General features: G+C 59.8%; 15 protein-coding genes. 7 read left to right on the top strand and 8 right to left on the bottom strand.

Features of this window, described 5'->3' with window-relative positions; all coding sequences use genetic code 11:
* The first annotated feature begins 106 nt into the window (after window positions 1-106).
* Window positions 107-1408: a serine hydroxymethyltransferase gene (gene glyA, locus HMPREF2792_RS02315; protein WP_070530543.1), complete on the top strand. Its 1302-nt coding sequence runs from the start codon at window positions 107-109 to the stop codon at window positions 1406-1408.
* On the opposite strand, the gene HMPREF2792_RS02310 is transcribed toward glyA, so the two are convergent.
* A complete protein-coding gene (locus HMPREF2792_RS02310) occupies window positions 1405-1725 on the bottom strand; it encodes a DUF5997 family protein (protein WP_083299207.1) in 321 nt (106 codons plus the stop codon). The two genes, glyA and HMPREF2792_RS02310, sit on opposite strands and share 4 nt — an antisense overlap.
* Before the next feature lie 98 nt (window positions 1726-1823).
* Here HMPREF2792_RS02310 and HMPREF2792_RS02305 point away from each other — a divergent pair, with 98 nt between their 5' ends.
* From HMPREF2792_RS02305 to HMPREF2792_RS02285, 5 genes are all read left to right on the top strand, one after another.
* Window positions 1824-2525: a LysR family transcriptional regulator substrate-binding protein gene (locus HMPREF2792_RS02305; protein WP_070530541.1), complete on the top strand. Its 702-nt coding sequence runs from the start codon at window positions 1824-1826 to the stop codon at window positions 2523-2525.
* A 127-nt stretch (window positions 2526-2652) separates the two neighbouring features.
* Window positions 2653-3315, top strand: coding sequence for an LGFP repeat-containing protein (locus HMPREF2792_RS02300; protein WP_070530539.1), 663 nt, complete (start codon window positions 2653-2655; stop codon window positions 3313-3315).
* A 370-nt stretch (window positions 3316-3685) separates the two neighbouring features.
* Window positions 3686-5044, top strand: coding sequence for a PhoH family protein (locus HMPREF2792_RS02295; protein WP_070530537.1), 1359 nt, complete (start codon window positions 3686-3688; stop codon window positions 5042-5044).
* 71 nt (window positions 5045-5115) lie between these two features.
* Window positions 5116-5691 (top strand): GNAT family N-acetyltransferase, encoded by a 576-nt coding sequence (locus HMPREF2792_RS02290; protein WP_070523963.1) that lies wholly within the window; start codon window positions 5116-5118, stop codon window positions 5689-5691.
* Window positions 5692-5773: 82 nt separating this feature from the next.
* Window positions 5774-6910 carry a hypothetical protein gene (locus tag HMPREF2792_RS02285; RefSeq protein ID WP_070530535.1) on the top strand — a complete coding sequence of 379 codons (1137 nt, stop codon included), beginning with the start codon at window positions 5774-5776 and terminating at the stop codon, window positions 6908-6910.
* Window positions 6911-7060: 150 nt separating this feature from the next.
* On the opposite strand, the gene HMPREF2792_RS02280 is transcribed toward HMPREF2792_RS02285, so the two are convergent.
* The 4 genes from HMPREF2792_RS02280 to glpX form a co-directional block, all read right to left on the bottom strand.
* Window positions 7061-8635: an MDR family MFS transporter gene (locus HMPREF2792_RS02280; RefSeq protein ID WP_070530533.1), complete on the bottom strand. Its 1575-nt coding sequence runs from the start codon at window positions 8633-8635 to the stop codon at window positions 7061-7063.
* Window positions 8629-9240 (bottom strand): TetR/AcrR family transcriptional regulator, encoded by a 612-nt coding sequence (locus HMPREF2792_RS02275; protein WP_180952101.1) that lies wholly within the window; start codon window positions 9238-9240, stop codon window positions 8629-8631. Before HMPREF2792_RS02275 ends, HMPREF2792_RS02280 begins: the two co-directional genes overlap by 7 nt.
* Window positions 9241-9420: 180 nt before the next feature.
* Window positions 9421-10821 carry a class II fumarate hydratase gene (locus HMPREF2792_RS02270; RefSeq protein WP_070530531.1) on the bottom strand — a complete coding sequence of 467 codons (1401 nt, stop codon included), beginning with the start codon at window positions 10819-10821 and terminating at the stop codon, window positions 9421-9423.
* A 98-nt stretch (window positions 10822-10919) separates the two neighbouring features.
* A complete protein-coding gene (gene glpX, locus HMPREF2792_RS02265) occupies window positions 10920-11939 on the bottom strand; it encodes a class II fructose-bisphosphatase (protein ID WP_070530529.1) in 1020 nt (339 codons plus the stop codon).
* 201 nt (window positions 11940-12140) lie between these two features.
* Here glpX and HMPREF2792_RS02260 point away from each other — a divergent pair, with 201 nt between their 5' ends.
* Window positions 12141-12731 (top strand): DUF4245 domain-containing protein, encoded by a 591-nt coding sequence (locus HMPREF2792_RS02260; protein WP_070530527.1) that lies wholly within the window; start codon window positions 12141-12143, stop codon window positions 12729-12731.
* A 4-nt stretch (window positions 12732-12735) separates the two neighbouring features.
* Here the strand turns inward: HMPREF2792_RS02260 and HMPREF2792_RS02255 are convergent, their stop codons facing one another.
* The 3 genes from HMPREF2792_RS02255 to xseA are packed head-to-tail and all read right to left on the bottom strand — an operon-like array spanning window position 12736 to window position 14658.
* The gene (locus HMPREF2792_RS02255; protein WP_070523977.1) at window positions 12736-13089 is read right to left on the bottom strand and encodes a hypothetical protein; all 354 of its coding nucleotides are present in this window, start codon (window positions 13087-13089) and stop codon (window positions 12736-12738) included.
* Window positions 13090-13377, bottom strand: coding sequence for an exodeoxyribonuclease VII small subunit (locus HMPREF2792_RS02250; protein WP_070523979.1), 288 nt, complete (start codon window positions 13375-13377; stop codon window positions 13090-13092).
* 39 nt (window positions 13378-13416) lie between these two features.
* Window positions 13417-14658 carry an exodeoxyribonuclease VII large subunit gene (xseA, locus tag HMPREF2792_RS02245; RefSeq protein ID WP_070530525.1) on the bottom strand — a complete coding sequence of 414 codons (1242 nt, stop codon included), beginning with the start codon at window positions 14656-14658 and terminating at the stop codon, window positions 13417-13419.
* Window positions 14659-14715 lie beyond the last annotated feature (57 nt).

The raw sequence follows: 14715 nt of genomic DNA, 5'->3' as shown, positions 1-14715 counted from the left end.
TTAGGATGTAGAACTAGCTTCGGCGATTGCAGAGCCGGTGGCGTCGTGCCGCGGGCGGGCGCCGCGGGCTTTATTGACCACCTCTACGAAGGGACATCACGCTTTCATGACCACTACGAACAATTCAGACGTGCGCTACCAGGAGATGCGCGATCTCGACCCCGAGGTCTTTGCTGCTATTAACGGTGAGATTGCTCGTCAGCGCGATACCCTCGAGATGATCGCGTCGGAAAACTTCGTCCCCCGCGCGGTTCTGCAGGCGCAGGGCTCTGTTTTGACCAACAAGTATGCCGAGGGCTACCCGGGGCGCCGCTACTACGGCGGCTGCGAGCACGTTGACATCGTAGAAGATCTGGCTCGTGATCGTGCCAAGGCGCTCTTCGGCGCTGATTTTGCCAACGTCCAGCCCCACTCCGGCGCCCAGGCTAATGCTGCTGTGCTGGCGTCGCTGATCCAGCCGGGTGACAAGATCATGGGCCTGTCCTTGGCTCATGGTGGGCACCTGACCCACGGTATGAAGCTGAACTTCTCCGGCAAGCTTTACGACGTTGCCGCGTACGAGGTTGACCCGGAGACCATGCGCCTTGACATGGATAAGGTGCGCGAGCAGGCGCTGGCAGAAAAGCCCCAGGTGATCATCGCTGGTTGGTCCGCTTACCCGCGCACCATTGATTTCGAGGCTTTCCGCTCCATCGCGGATGAGGTCGGTGCGTACCTGTGGACGGATATGGCGCACTTCGCGGGCCTTGTGGCCGCTGGGCTGCACCCCTCCCCGGTGCCGCACTCCGATGTCGTGTCTTCCACCGTGCACAAGACGCTGGGCGGCCCACGTTCTGGTCTCATCCTGGCCAAGCAGGATTTTGCCAAGAAGATCAACTCCAACGTCTTCCCGGGGCAGCAGGGCGGACCGCTCATGCACGTCATCGCGGCGAAGGCTATCGCGCTGAAGATCGCGGCCACCGAGGAGTTCAAGGAGCGCCAGGAGCGAACCCTGGAAGGTGCTCGCATTCTGGCTGAGCGCCTGACCGCCGAGGATTGCACCAGGGCGGGCGTCGACGTCCTCACTGGCGGCACCGACGTGCATCTTGTCCTAGCGGACCTGCGCAACTCCGAGCTCGATGGCCAGCAGGCGGAGGACCTCCTCCACGAGGTCGGCATCACCGTGAACCGCAATGCGGTGCCGAACGATCCGCGCCCGCCGATGGTCACCTCCGGCCTGCGCATTGGTACCCCGGCCCTGGCTACCCGCGGCCTCGACACGGCGGCCTTCACCGAGGTTGCCGACGTTATCGGTACTGCACTGGCAAACGGTAAGAACGCGGACGTCGCCAAGCTGCGCGCCCGCGTTGAGAAGGTCGCCGCGGACTTCCCGCTCTACGACGGCCTTGAGGACTGGAAGCTGGTCTAAGCTTCCTTGCGCTCTTCAGCGTGGGCTTTCCGGGCGGCTTCGAGCCACTCGGGCATCGCGCTGAGGAGCTCTTTAATTTCCGCGGTGGTGAGAGGGCGGTCCATCTCGTTCTTCTTCAGCGCGGTCACGGAGATTCCCAGCTTTTGTGCCACGACCGGGCGCGGGTGGGGGCCCTCGCGGCGTAGGGTAGCGAGCCACTCCGGTGGGTTCTCCTGTAAGTCGCGCAGCTGCGCATGGGTTACCGCGTTGGCTTGAAACTCCTCCGGGGCGGCCGGCAGGTAGATGCCCAACTTCTTCGCTGCGGTTTGTGCGCGCATGGCGGTGCCGGAAGGCTGCTGGGTTTCGTTGGCTGGGGTTTCACTATTCGGGGTATCAGTCACGCTCACAACGCTAGCAGCACCGTAGTATGAGGTGCATGCTCCGCCTTGTCTTTTCCACTGGCACAGAACCAGGCAAATGGTTTCGTCGCTACCGTGATTCTCACTCTCCAGAGTCCCTGGTAACCGACGACGCCGATGACGCGATGGATGTTCTTCTTGCTCATGAGGCAGATCTAGCGCTGACCCGCTTGCCGGATTCGCGGGTTGATGACAGCTTCCACGTCGTCCAGCTCTATGAGGAAGCACCCGGCATCGCCGTTCCGAAGGATTCTGTCTACGCGGAGGTTGGGGAGGACGTCACGCCGGAGGATGTTGCCGAAGAAATAGTGAATTACCGGATTGCGCAGGACGGCAGCGTCGATGTGCCGGCGCTGCGCACCGCTTTGCAGGTCGTGGCAGCCAACGTGGGCGTAGCCATCGCGCCGCGGCCTTTGCTGAAGGTGCTGAGTAAGAAGCAGGTCGTGGCACTGGGCTTGGAGGACCCCACTGTGGCTCGCACAGTGATTGCACTGGTGTGGCGCCGGGCTGATGACAGCGATGAGATCCAAGACTTCGTCGGGGTCGCAAAGGGAAGGACGCGGAATTCATCCCGTAATGCCGCCCCGAAACGCAGCGCACGCGACAAAGCAAAAGCTAGGCAAGCGCGCAGAAAGTCCCAAGGAAAGCCTCAAAGGGGCTCGGTTTCCAAACCGTTATCAAAAAGATATAGGGGTTCTCAACAGCGAAAACGGAGATAAAGCAACGTCTTTGTTGTCAAATCATAGGTTCTGTGGTGGCAGGAAGTGCTGGCCATGCCTACGGTGGGCATCGTTCTCAACAAAAGTACTTAGAACAGTGCTCAACTAGACAGAAAGGCTTAAGAATATGAAGAAGATGACTCGTCGTTTCGCCGCAGGTATCGCCGCCGCCACCCTGTCCCTGGGTGTCGTTGCTTGTTCCGATGCTGAGGATGCCGCTAAGGATGCTGGCGACGCTGCTCAGTCCGCTGCGTCCGACGCTACCGATGCTGCCGGTTCTGCCGCTAAGGACGCAAAGGATTCCATGAAGGACTCCGAGTCCGCCGATTCTTCCGAGGCCGAGGGCTCTGAGGGAGCCGAAGGCAGCGAAGGTGCCGATTCTTTTGAGTCGGACTCTGCCGAGTCGAAGGATGGCTCCGGCGCTGAGGGCGACAAGGAGAGCGTGTCCACCGCCAATGGTGACGTAGAGGTTCCTTCTGATTTCGCTCAGGCCATCAAGGAGAAGGCTGCTGAGTGGGGCGATCCGGAATCCATTGAAAACACCGACAAGGGAAGCGTTGCTACCTTTGCCAAGGACAAGCTGCTGGCATTCGGTGAGGGTGACGGCGCCCAGCCGATCATCGGCAAGATCGCAGAGACCTGGACCGAGGAAGGCGGTCTGGAGAGCAAGGTTGGCCTGCCAACTGGCCCGGAGCAGGCCGAGGGCAACGGCTGGGTACAGGAGTTCACCAATGGCACCATCTCCTGGATGCAGGGTGAGTCCGGTGAGTACGAGGCCACCATCAACTAAGCGCTCATGAAACGGCTCGCTGCCTTGTGAGCTAAAGCGACAAAGCTCCGCACTGATAACACGGTGCGGAGCTTCTTCGTTTTTCACGGTCAACGCGTGAAAGTGCAGGGCCGAAGAATGTAGCTGCAGTGTTGGGGGAGTGGGGGAGAGACGACAGGCTCGTAGAGCCTGATGGGGATGGTGTGACGCTGGTGATTGTCGTTTTAATACTGTTCATCTTGCACCCATGTAATTTCAACCTTTGCTCTCTAGCGTGGACGGTGTCCGGACGCTAAGAACAGTCTCCGGATAGTTCGAAAACCACCAGCTTCACCATGCCGTCCCAGGTCGATGAGTTGGGGCGGGCATAACAAGGGAGAACCCTGCCGCTATGACCAATCCTTCCGTCCTCACCGAACAGCCGCACGAGGCCGCTGTGGCAACCAAGACCTATGTCATCGATACGTCCGTCCTTCTCTCAGATCCCTGGGCGTTGCGTAAGTTCGCTGAACACGATGTGGTACTGCCCATCGTCGTTATTTCTGAGTTGGAAGGAAAACGTCATCACCCGGAGCTTGGCTGGTTCGCCCGCCAAGCTCTTCGCTTTTTGGAGGACCTTCGCGCTACCTATGAGGCGTTGGACCAGCCCCTGCCCGTAAATGCAGCGGGCGGGACTTTGCGCGTGGAACTCAACCACCAGGATCAATCCTTGTTGCCAGCGGCCTTTCGCGGGCCGGAGGGAGATCACCGGATTCTGGCCTGCGCGCTGAATCTCCAGCACGAGGGCAAGGATACCGTCCTGGTGACTAAGGACGTCCCATTGCGCGTCAAGGCTGGTGCCGTAGGCCTGCAGGCGGATGAATACCATGCGCAGGACGTCGTGCTCACCGGTTACACCGGCATGGCCACGGTGCCCACCAGCGCTGAGGTCATCGACGAGCTCTACGGGGAGGGCGAGGTGCTTATCGACGGATCCGTGACCACCGCCGGCACCCGCGTCGAGGACCTGCCGGTGCACTGTGGCATTACGCTGCAGGCGGGCGGGCAGTCCGCTCTGGGCCGGATGACGGCTGAGGGCACCGTTCGCTTGGTGCGTGGCGATGCGAATGTCTTTGGCCTGCAAGGCCGCTCTGCTGAGCAGCGCGTTGCCCTGGACCTTCTCTTGGATCCCTCTGTTGGAATCATGTCCATCGGAGGCAGGGCGGGCACTGGTAAGTCTGCGCTGGCGTTGTGTGCTGGCTTGGAGGCAGTGCTGGAGCGCGGCGAACACCGTCGTATCGTGGTGTTTCGCCCCATGTATGCGGTGGGCGGGCAGTCCCTGGGATATCTGCCGGGCTCTGAAAGCGAGAAGATGAATCCATGGGCGCAGGCCGTCTATGACACTCTGGAAGGTCTGGTATCCGAAAACGTCATGGACGAAGTCCAGGACCGCGGATTGCTGGAGGTTCTCCCGTTGACCCATATTCGCGGCCGCAGCCTGCATGATTCTTTCGTCATCGTTGATGAGGCCCAATCGCTTGAGCGCAATGTGCTGTTGACTGTTTTGTCGCGCTTGGGGCGTGGCTCCCGAGTTGTACTGACGCATGATGTTGCTCAGCGCGATAACCTGCGCGTTGGCCGCCACGACGGCGTGCAGGCAGTCATTGAAAAACTTAAAGGGCGTGAGCTCTTTGCACACGTCACGCTGCAACGCTCTGAGCGCTCTGCCATTGCAGAGCTGGTCACCGATCTGCTGGAAGGCGAAAGCTAACGCGTTCGCGCGCGGCGATCTCTCTGCCCTCAGCTTGGCATTGACGCCGTGTGCTCAGTAATAATTGTTCCATGAGCGACAACGCGAAAGACAAGAAGAAGGATTTCCGCATCCGCCCCTTCAACGCGGCGGACTATCCACAGATGCGAGAAATCTATGAGCAGGGCCTCAACACTGGCCACGCTACCTACGAGACCCGCTCGTTGACCTTTGAAGAGTTCAAAAACGTCAAAATCATGGCGTCAGTGTTCGTCGCTGTTGAGGCGGAGGATGATTCAAAGGTTCTCGGCTGGGTGTGCGCCGCGCAGGCGTCTACCCGCACTGTGTTCCACGGCGTCGTCGAGGATTCCATCTACCTGAGCAAAGAAGCCCAGGGAAGGGGCATCGGTGGCGCTTTGCTGGATCAGCTCATCGAGGTCTGCCGCGACCTGCATAAGTGGGCTATCCACTCGTGGATCTTCCCGGAGAACGAAGGTTCCGCCGGCCTCCACAAGTCCCGCGGCTTCGTCAAGGTGGGCACGTACTCCCACATGGCAAAGATGACCTACGGTGAGCTCGCCGGCCAGTGGCGTGATACGGACGTGTATGAGCTTCTTCTGCCGAAGCCCGAGGAGAAGAAGGCAGCAGCCAACCAGAAGAGAAAGTAATTATCCTGCTTTTCTAATGGAAGGGCATGATTGGGGATAGAATTAAAGCTGTTCTCATTTCCCCTCGCTTAGAAGGTGAAGCATGTCCTTGCGCACTTCTGTCCTTGCCCTTACTGCAGCCGTAGCCGTGTCGGTGGGTGCTTTCTCCGCACCTGTTGCCACGGCAGCAACCTATCCGTCGGCTGGTTCCGTTCCCGTGGCCGAGCTCGACGTCAATCAGCCCAACGGCGCGCTGGCCTATGTCTTTGCCGAGCCAGTGATGCAGTCAGACATCGACCTGGTTACCCGTCAAGTTCGCGAGCTGCGCGGCAAAGCCTGGGACGCCAACTTGCCCTTCAACGGCGGAACCCTGCGACAGGCCGCTAGTGCCGCTGGCTACCGCACCCGCGAGGCATATGTGAATTCAATCTCCTGGGACCGCGGTCTCGAGCACGCGGTTTTGCAGCGTGCTGCTGAGGGAAACTTCTTGTTTGATCATCGCCGCGCAGTTGGCACACGTACTCCTGAAATCTTGGACAACTACAATACCTTGGACAACCTGACCACGACGGACATGGAACATGCCGTTGAATCGTGGTCTACAAGCAGAAGCGGCGGTCCCAGCGAGTGGGACTACCTTGTCCGAGAGAACGGCCAATGGTCAACAAATAATGGCCACCTGTACACGATTCTTAATCCTGAATACGTGAAGTTTGCGCAGGCTCAAATCGGAGAAGTGACAGCTGGTCTCTATTCGGCCGATGATAAGCCGTCCGAACCGGCGCGGTTGGCGGCCGGTCGCCATGCATTCCCCATCGCCGTGCCGGAAAGCGCTATAAACCGTGCTGAACTGATGACCACGGGAGGAACCTCGGTCGGAAGCCAAGGAAGCCTGGGTTTGCGCATCGATGGATTCTGGGGAGCGAAGCTGGGGGTTCCGGTGGCGTCGCCAAGCAGTAGCGACCCAGAGGTTCTTGAAGTCAACGAGGACGGAACCTACACGGCCAAGTCTGAGGGCACCGCGACCGTCACCTTTAACACCTATGTTCTGCGCAATGGCCAGGCAAAGGTCTCGGATAACCAGATCACCAAGACTGTGAAGGTGACCAAGAAGTCCCTCGGCGGGGACTTGAGCTCCGGCGGCACGAACATTGGTGCCATCGTGGGCATCCTCGCCGGCGTGCTCGCGCTCATCGGCGTGGCTGCCCAGGTGGCACGCCAGTTGGGAATCCTGCGCTAAGCATCGTGACAATAAGAAATCCTCGCTACGTGAATGCTCGTAGCGAGGATTTGTGCTTACTTCACCCGGTTTCTACGCCGAGGGGATATCTCAGCTCCCAGACCACCGTTGCTCGTCGTCAAGCGCCAGCTTGTCTCGAAGCTGTGGCTTCTAATCAATCGTCTCCTTGAGGTGCTCCTCGCGGACGGGGAGGATGAGGAGGAGCGCGATGATGGCCATAGGAACCATCAGCAGGATGACGGGGGTTAGGCCGTCGTTGTAAGCGTTGAGGATAACGTCCTTGATGGGGTCCGGCAGCTGGGCAACCAGCGCCGGGGTAAGGCTGGAGGAACCACCATTAGCGCTGGCAAACTTCTCCGCGAAGGGCTTGCCTGCCTCACCCATGGACTTGATGGCAGCGGGCATGTTGGCAGCCATTTCATCCTTCATGTTGTGGATGAAGAGGGAGCCCACCAGGGAAGCACCGATGGCGGAACCGATCTGACGGAAGAAGTTATTTGCGGCAGTCGCGGTTCCGACGAGGGCGATGGGGAAGGAGTTCTGGACAATGAGGACCAGAACCTGCATGACGAAGCCAAGGCCGATGCCGAAGACGAGGAACTCTGCACCGAGCTGGGTCAGAGAGGTGTCTGCAGTCAGCTTGGACATCCAGAACAGCGCGCCAGCAGTGATTGCTAGGCCGATGATGGGGTAGCGCTTGTAGTGACCGGTGCGGGCGATGATGAAACCGACGGCTGTGGAGGTTCCGATCATGCCGACCATCATCGGGATCATCATGAGACCCGCCTTGGTCGGGGTCAGAGTGTGAACCATCTGCAGGTAGGTTGGCATGTAGCCCAGCACGCCGAACATCGCCAGGCCCAGCACCATGCCGGCAGCGGTCGTGAGAACCATGTTGCGGTTCTTGAACAGCTGCACCGGGATGAGCGGCTCCTTGGCCTTGGATTCGACGAAGACGGTGATGATGGCACCGATGACCACGGTGATGCCCAGGCCGATGATGATCGGGTCGGACCACTCGTATTGGGTTCCGCCCCAGGTCGTCATAAGGATCAGGGAGGCGGTGGTGATGGAAATGAAGATGGCGCCGAGGAGGTCAAACTTGCGCAGGTCGGTATCGCCGACGCGTAGGTGGAGGACCAGGGTGCATACGATGATGGCGAGCAGACCCAGCGGGATGTTCATCCACATGCCCCAGCGCCAGCCCGGGCCGTCAGTGAACCAGCCACCGAGGACCGGGCCGAGGACGGAGGAGAGTCCAAAGACGCCGCCCATGATGCCCATGAACTTGCCGCGCTCACGGGAGGTGGTGACCTCCGCGATGATGGATTGGGAGGAAATCATCATGAAACCAGCGCCGAAACCCTGCACGGCGCGGCCAATGATGAGCAGGTTCATCGAATCAGCGAAGCCGCCGAGCGTGGAACCGATGACGAAGACGCCGATGCCGCCAATGTAGAGCCACTTGCGGCCCATCATGTCACCGAGCTTGCCGGAGATAGGCATGGCGATTGTCATCATGACCAAGAAGGCGGAGATGACCCAGCTCATGTGGTCCACGCCGCCGAGCTCGCCAACGATGGTGGGCAGCGCGGTGGCGAAAATCATCTGGCCCAAAGAGCTCATCAGCATGGTGAGCACGAGGGCGGAGAATACGAGGGCAAGGTTGTTATCCGGCTTGCCGCTGCCGGCCTGGGAGGCCGGCTTAGCCGCGGTATCTACCATGTCAGTCCTTTCGAAAATTTGTTAATGAGTGTGAGCGCAGATTCGAAGCGTTCCTCAAAGGGGATGTCGCAGCTGAAATCTGGCGACGCAGTGGCTATCCAGAATGCTTCCCTGATAGCAAAGGCAATGAGTATCGCCTCAGTCTCAGCCGTGACCTCGGGCATCTGCCGCAAGGAAGCATCCTGGTCAAGGCGCTCGGTGATGAGCTCCAGGATCTCGTTCGATTTGGCCCGCTTACGGCTGAGTGCCGCCGCTGCGGCATCGCTGTCCCCAGAGATCCGACGGCGACGCTCAGTGATGACCTCGTTGACATGCTGGCCAACGAGGTGTCCTTTAATTAGGTCGACCGCCAGCCTGAAAACGCTATCCGTAGGGGCGCTAAGGAAAGCCTTCTTCTGTTCCTCGGTGAAATCGTGACTCGGCGCACCGAGCACAGCAGTGTCTTTGGAATCAAAATAATTAAAAAACGTGCGCCGAGAAATCCCCGCTGCGTCGCAGATTTCCTCGACGGTAACGTCGGCGAATCCACGCTCATCCACGAGACGGGTGGCGGCGTCTTCGATTCGCAGGCGCGTCTTGAGGCGCTTCTGCTCGCGTAATGACATTTCTTCTTGCACAGAGTGCAACAGTACACCCAGTGCAAATTTGCACCAAGTGCAATTCGGGTGATTTTTGAAAGGGAGATCTAAAAATATGACGGTGGTTACTATGACGCTGAGCGTGGGCGTTGAAAACGACGAAGGCCGCCCTCCCGAAGGAGAGCGGCGGCGTTCGCGAAAGCGAGCTTAGAAGTTGTCGCGGTCGCGGTTGGTCATGGTGAGAACGTTGAGGCGCTCATCGAGCTCCTCCTCAGTGAGGTTCTCTCCGTCGACGAAGCCGAGGTCGATGACTGCCTCGCGGACAGTGATCTTCTCGTGCAGTGCGTGCTTAGCTGCCTTGGCTGCGTTCTCGTAGCCAATCTTGGAGTTCAGCGGGGTCACGATGGAGGTGGAGGACTCCGCAAACTTCTTCATGCGCTCCTCGTTGGCCTCGATGCCGTCAACGCACTTCTCAGCGAAAACGCGGGAGACGTTGGCCAGCAGACGGGCCGACTCGAGAACGTTGCGAGCCATCATCGGGATGTAGACATTGAGCTCGAAGTGGCCGTTGGAGCCGCCGAAGGCAACGGCTGCATCGTTGCCGATAACCTGGCCAGCGACCATGGTGGCTGCCTCACACAGAACCGGGTTGACCTTGCCCGGCATGATGGAGGAGCCCGGTTGCAGGTCCTTCAAGTGGATCTCGGACAAACCGGTCAACGGGCCGGAGCCCATGAGGCGGATGTCGTTGGCAATTTTGTTGAGGGAGACAGCCACGGTGCGCATGGCGCCGGAGAACTCCACCAAGGCGTCGCGAGCGGCCTGGGCCTCAAAGTGATTCTTGGCCTCAGACAGCTCCTTGACGCCGGTGAGCTTCTTGAGCTCCTCGGTAACCTTGCCGCCGAAGTCAGCGGAAGTGTTCAGGCCGGTACCGGTTGCGGTGCCGCCGATGGCCAGCTCACCCAAGCGCGGCAGGGTTGCCTCAATGCGCTCAATGCCGAGCTCGATCTGGCGAGCGTAGCCGCCAAACTCCTGGCCCAGGGTGATCGGGGTGGCGTCCATCAGGTGGGTGCGTCCGGACTTGACCATGTCGGCGAATTCCTTGGCCTTAGCCACGAGGGATTCGTGGAGGACCTTGAGGCCCGGGATGAGGTCGTTGACGGCAGCCTCGGTCGCCGCAACATGGGTTGCGGTGGGGAAGGTGTCGTTGGAGGACTGGCCCATGTTCACGTGGTCATTCGGGTGAATCTCCACGCCATTGTTGTGGGCGATGGAAGCGATGACCTCGTTCGTGTTCATGTTGGAAGAGGTACCGGAGCCGGTCTGGAAGACATCGATCGGGAAGGCATCGTTGTGCTTGCCTTCTGCAATCTCGGTGGCTGCCGCAATGATAGCGTCGGCCTTCTCCGCATCCAGCTTGCCGGAATCCTTATTCACCTGAGCGCAGGCGGCCTTGAGAAGACCGAGTGCGCGGATCTGGGCAGCTTCAAGGCCACGGCCAGAAATGGGGAAGTTTTCCACAGCGCGCTGGGTTTGGGCACGCCACAGGGCATCGACCGGAACCTTGACTTCGCCCATAGTGTCGTGTTCGATGCGGTATTCAGTCATGAAGTCACCTTTTCTGTGAGATGAGAATTGTAGAGTTCTTTATGTGTGCCGTGGCACGGCATTGATGGCCACCGTAGCACTCTTCGCAGGAAAGTGGATTAGCTTTCCTTATCGTGGGGGTTGGTGTAGTCCACCACGGAGTATTCCTGCAGCTTAGCCAGCTTATGGATGGAGTCGACGTAGCGGATCGTGCCGGACTTGGAGCGCATGACCAGAGAACGGGTCGTGGCGCCGTTGGGGCGGTAGGATACGCCGCGGAGCATGTCGCCATTGGTAACGCCGGTTGCGGCGAAGTAGCAGTTTTCAGAAGAGACCAGATCGTTGGTGGTGAGGACGCGATCAAGGTCGTGTCCGGCCTTGCGTGCCTTCTCTGCCTCTGCTTCATCTTTAGGCCACAGCTTGCCTTGGATTTCACCACCCATACACTTCATGGCACATGCGGTGATGATGCCCTCTGGGGTGCCACCGATACCCATCATCATATCGATGGAGTTGGTGTCCTGGCAGGTGGCGATGGCGCCGGCGACGTCACCATCCATGATGAGGCGAACCTTGGCGCCTGCCTCACGGATCTGGCGGATAAGGTCATCGTGGCGCGGGCGGTCGAGTACGACGACGGTCAGGTCAGCTGGCTTGATGCCCTTGGCCTTGGCCACGGATTTGATGTTCCACTCCACAGACTCATTGAGATCGATTGAGCCAACAGCCTCCGGGCCGACAGCAATCTTCTTCATATAGAACACTGCGGAGGGGTCATACATGGTGCCGCGCTCAGCAGCAGCGATGACGGAAATAGCGTTCGGGCGGCCTTCTGCCATAAGACGGGTGCCGTCAACCGGGTCGACGGCGATGTCCATTTCTGCGCCCTGGCCGGTGCCGACTTTTTCTCCGTTGAACAGCATGGGGGCCTCATCCTTTTCGCCCTCACCGATGACGACGACGCCGTCCATCTCTACGGAGTTGATGAGCTTGCGCATAGCATCCACCGCGGCGCCGTCACCTTCATTCTTCTGTCCACGGCCAACCCAGCGACCCGAGGCGAGTGCTGCTGCCTCAGTGACACGCACCAGCTCCATGGCTAGGTTGCGATCGGGGATATAAGACGTGTTATCAGACATGTGTGATTAGTCCCTTTCTTTTCAGGTGGCTCGGCCCGGGGTGGGGGACAACCCGGAATACATATTCCATTCTTCCACTTTTCCCTCGTATCCAAGCCCGAATGCCTCCCCCAGAAGAGGGTCTCAACCGCGTTGACCGCCAAAAGGGCAGGTGGGAGGTCGCTGTCGCGAGTGCGGGAGGCGGCGTGACATACTGGGCGGGTGGCATCTGAAGATAAACCAAAGATTTTTGAGGACGCGCGCGATATCACCCTGACGGTGGGCGTCATCCTCATCATGATGTTCCTGGCGGTTGGCGCAACGGGACTGTGCTCGATCAACCCGGAAAAGCCGGGGCCCGTGCAGAACGTGGATGCCGCTACGTTTCTGGAAATGGAGGCGCGCGGCAGCGGGGCCGTCATCAGGGAGCCCGTCATGCCGGAGGGCTGGCAGCCTACGGCTGCACGGCGCAAGGAGATGGGCGGCGAATCCGGTGCCGTGGTGAGCTGGCTTACCGCCGAGGAGGGCTACGTGGAATCGGCGCAGACGCAGTTGGCGCTTGGCGATGTCCCCTCGGCCTACGACTCCAACTATCGTGGCAACTCCGAGCGGCGTGAGGTGGCGGGCCACGACGTGGAAATCCTGAGCAGTGACGATAAAGATGTGCGTCCACTGTGGATTACTGACTTGGGTGATGCCCGCCTCGTTCTTACGGGCTCTGCCTCCGACGCTGATTATGAGACGGCCCTCACCGCCTTCGCGGAAGCTGAGCCGCTCCAAATTGCTGAGGATGGCAGCGTCGTCAGCGAGTAAATAGTTAGCGGAACGTCACGCTCTGCAGCGTTTCATCCCACTCCACCTCGACGGCATCGCCGGCGGCACTGGTGAGAGACTCCGGGTCGAGCCCACTCAGGCGCGTCTTGCCCAGGTAGACATCGACCTTTTCGTGTTGGGACTTGCCGGGGAAGAGTGCAATTTCGACGAGTTTATCAGCGCTAAAACGCAGGACGATGGAGCCGGAGAAATAGCTGATTTCCTCTCCGCTCACGGTGTGCGGCGGGCCGAAAAACTCCTCGACGAGCTGGCGTGAATCCCCAAAGACCATGGATCCCGCTCCGCCCGACTTGGAGACGAAATCGACGCGATCTCCCGGGTAGCCGTAAATTTTCATTTAATCCTCTCCTGCTTCTGCATTGGTGGCTGCGCTATCGGTGCCCTCAGTATTCTTGCGGAGGGCTTCCTCTACGCGCTTCGATGCGCCGTCGAGGTGCGCCTCGCAAGCTTTTGCTAGGGCCTCGCCACGCTCCCAGTATTTAAGAGACTCGTCCAAGCCCATCTGGCCCAGCTCGAGGATCTTTACGGTCTCAATGAGTTCATCGCGGGCTTGTTCATAGCTCAGTTCTTCTACCGGTGGGAACGCGTCCTGGCCGGGTTGGCCGGCACCAATTGTGTCAGTCATGGGGTCAATTCCTTTTCTCTTGTGCTCTAATAAATCGTTTTAATCTGCGGCCTGGGAGGCCATTGCGGCGGCGGTAATCGAACCATCGCCAACGCGGATGCGCAGCTGCGATCCCGGGGGAGACTGCGCATAGCTGGTGACAACCTCTGGTCCGCTACCGTCGCGAGGCAGCACCTGAACGATGGCGTAGCCCCGTTCAAGTGTGGCCGAGGGGCCCAAGGCTGAGACGCGAGCACGCAACGAGGCTACCTGGTTACTTTCGCGATCCAACCGGTGCGTAACTACCCGGCGAATCAGCGCGAGGGTGCGCTCAAGTTCCTCGCGGCGCGCGTTGATCGGCACCATGGGATCGGCGAGGACCGGGCGGGAGCGGATGCTCTCGAGGCCGCGGCGTTCCCTGTCCACCCAGCCGCGCAGCGCTGCCGCCATGTGCGAGCGGGCTTCAGAGATCAGCGCATACTCTTCGGCGGCGGAAGGAACGACGCGCTTGGCCGCATCGGTGGGCGTGGCGGCGCGCAGATCGGCGACATCATCGAGCACCGGGTGGTCCGGTTCGTGTCCGATGGCGGAGACAACCGGAGTGCGGGCGTCTGCCACAGCGCGCTGGAGCGCCTCCTCGGAGAAGGGAAGCAGATCTTCCACTGAACCACCGCCGCGGGCGATGATGATGACATCGACTTCCGGGTTCGCGTCGAGAGTCCGGAGCGCGTCAATCACCTGGGTAACGGCAGTGGCTCCCTGGACAGCAGTGTTAATGACTTCGAACTGAACCGCTGGCCAACGATCCTGCGCTACGGAGAGCACATCGCGCTCGGCATGGGACCCGCGGCCGGTGATGAGGCCAATCTTCTTCGGTAGATAGGGAAGCGGCAGCTTACGGGAAGCGTCGCACAGGCCCTCCTGACGCAGCCGCTGGCGCAGCATCTCTACCCGAGCAAGAAGGTCACCAATACCGACGTGGCGGATCTCCGTGACCCACAGGGAAAAACTTCCGCGTCCGGCGTAGAAGGCGGGCTTGCCGTAGACCACGACGCGGTCGCCATCCTTGAGCGGTGAGGGGGCATTGCGGATGAGCGAGGTGTTACATGTCAACTGAACAGATTTTTCCTGTTCGACATCACGCAACGTGATGTAGGAGAGCTTCCATGTTGGCTTCATGTTCAGCTGGGTGATCTGCCCCTCCACCCAGAGGAAACCGAGGCGCTCGATCCAGCCTTTGACTTGGTCATTGACCTTGCCGACGGGCCACGGCGTTTCCGCAGAATTGGCCGGTTGGTTCACGCGCAGTCCTTTCTCTTGAGTGGTCTAGTCTCTCGGGTATGTTCCGTCCAGTGTAAG

This window comes from Corynebacterium sp. HMSC068H04 (genome assembly GCF_001811255.1).
Lineage (GTDB): Bacteria > Actinomycetota > Actinomycetes > Mycobacteriales > Mycobacteriaceae > Corynebacterium > Corynebacterium hesseae.
Note: the sequence above shows the minus strand (reverse complement) of the source record. Positions and strands in the feature narration are given on the sequence as shown.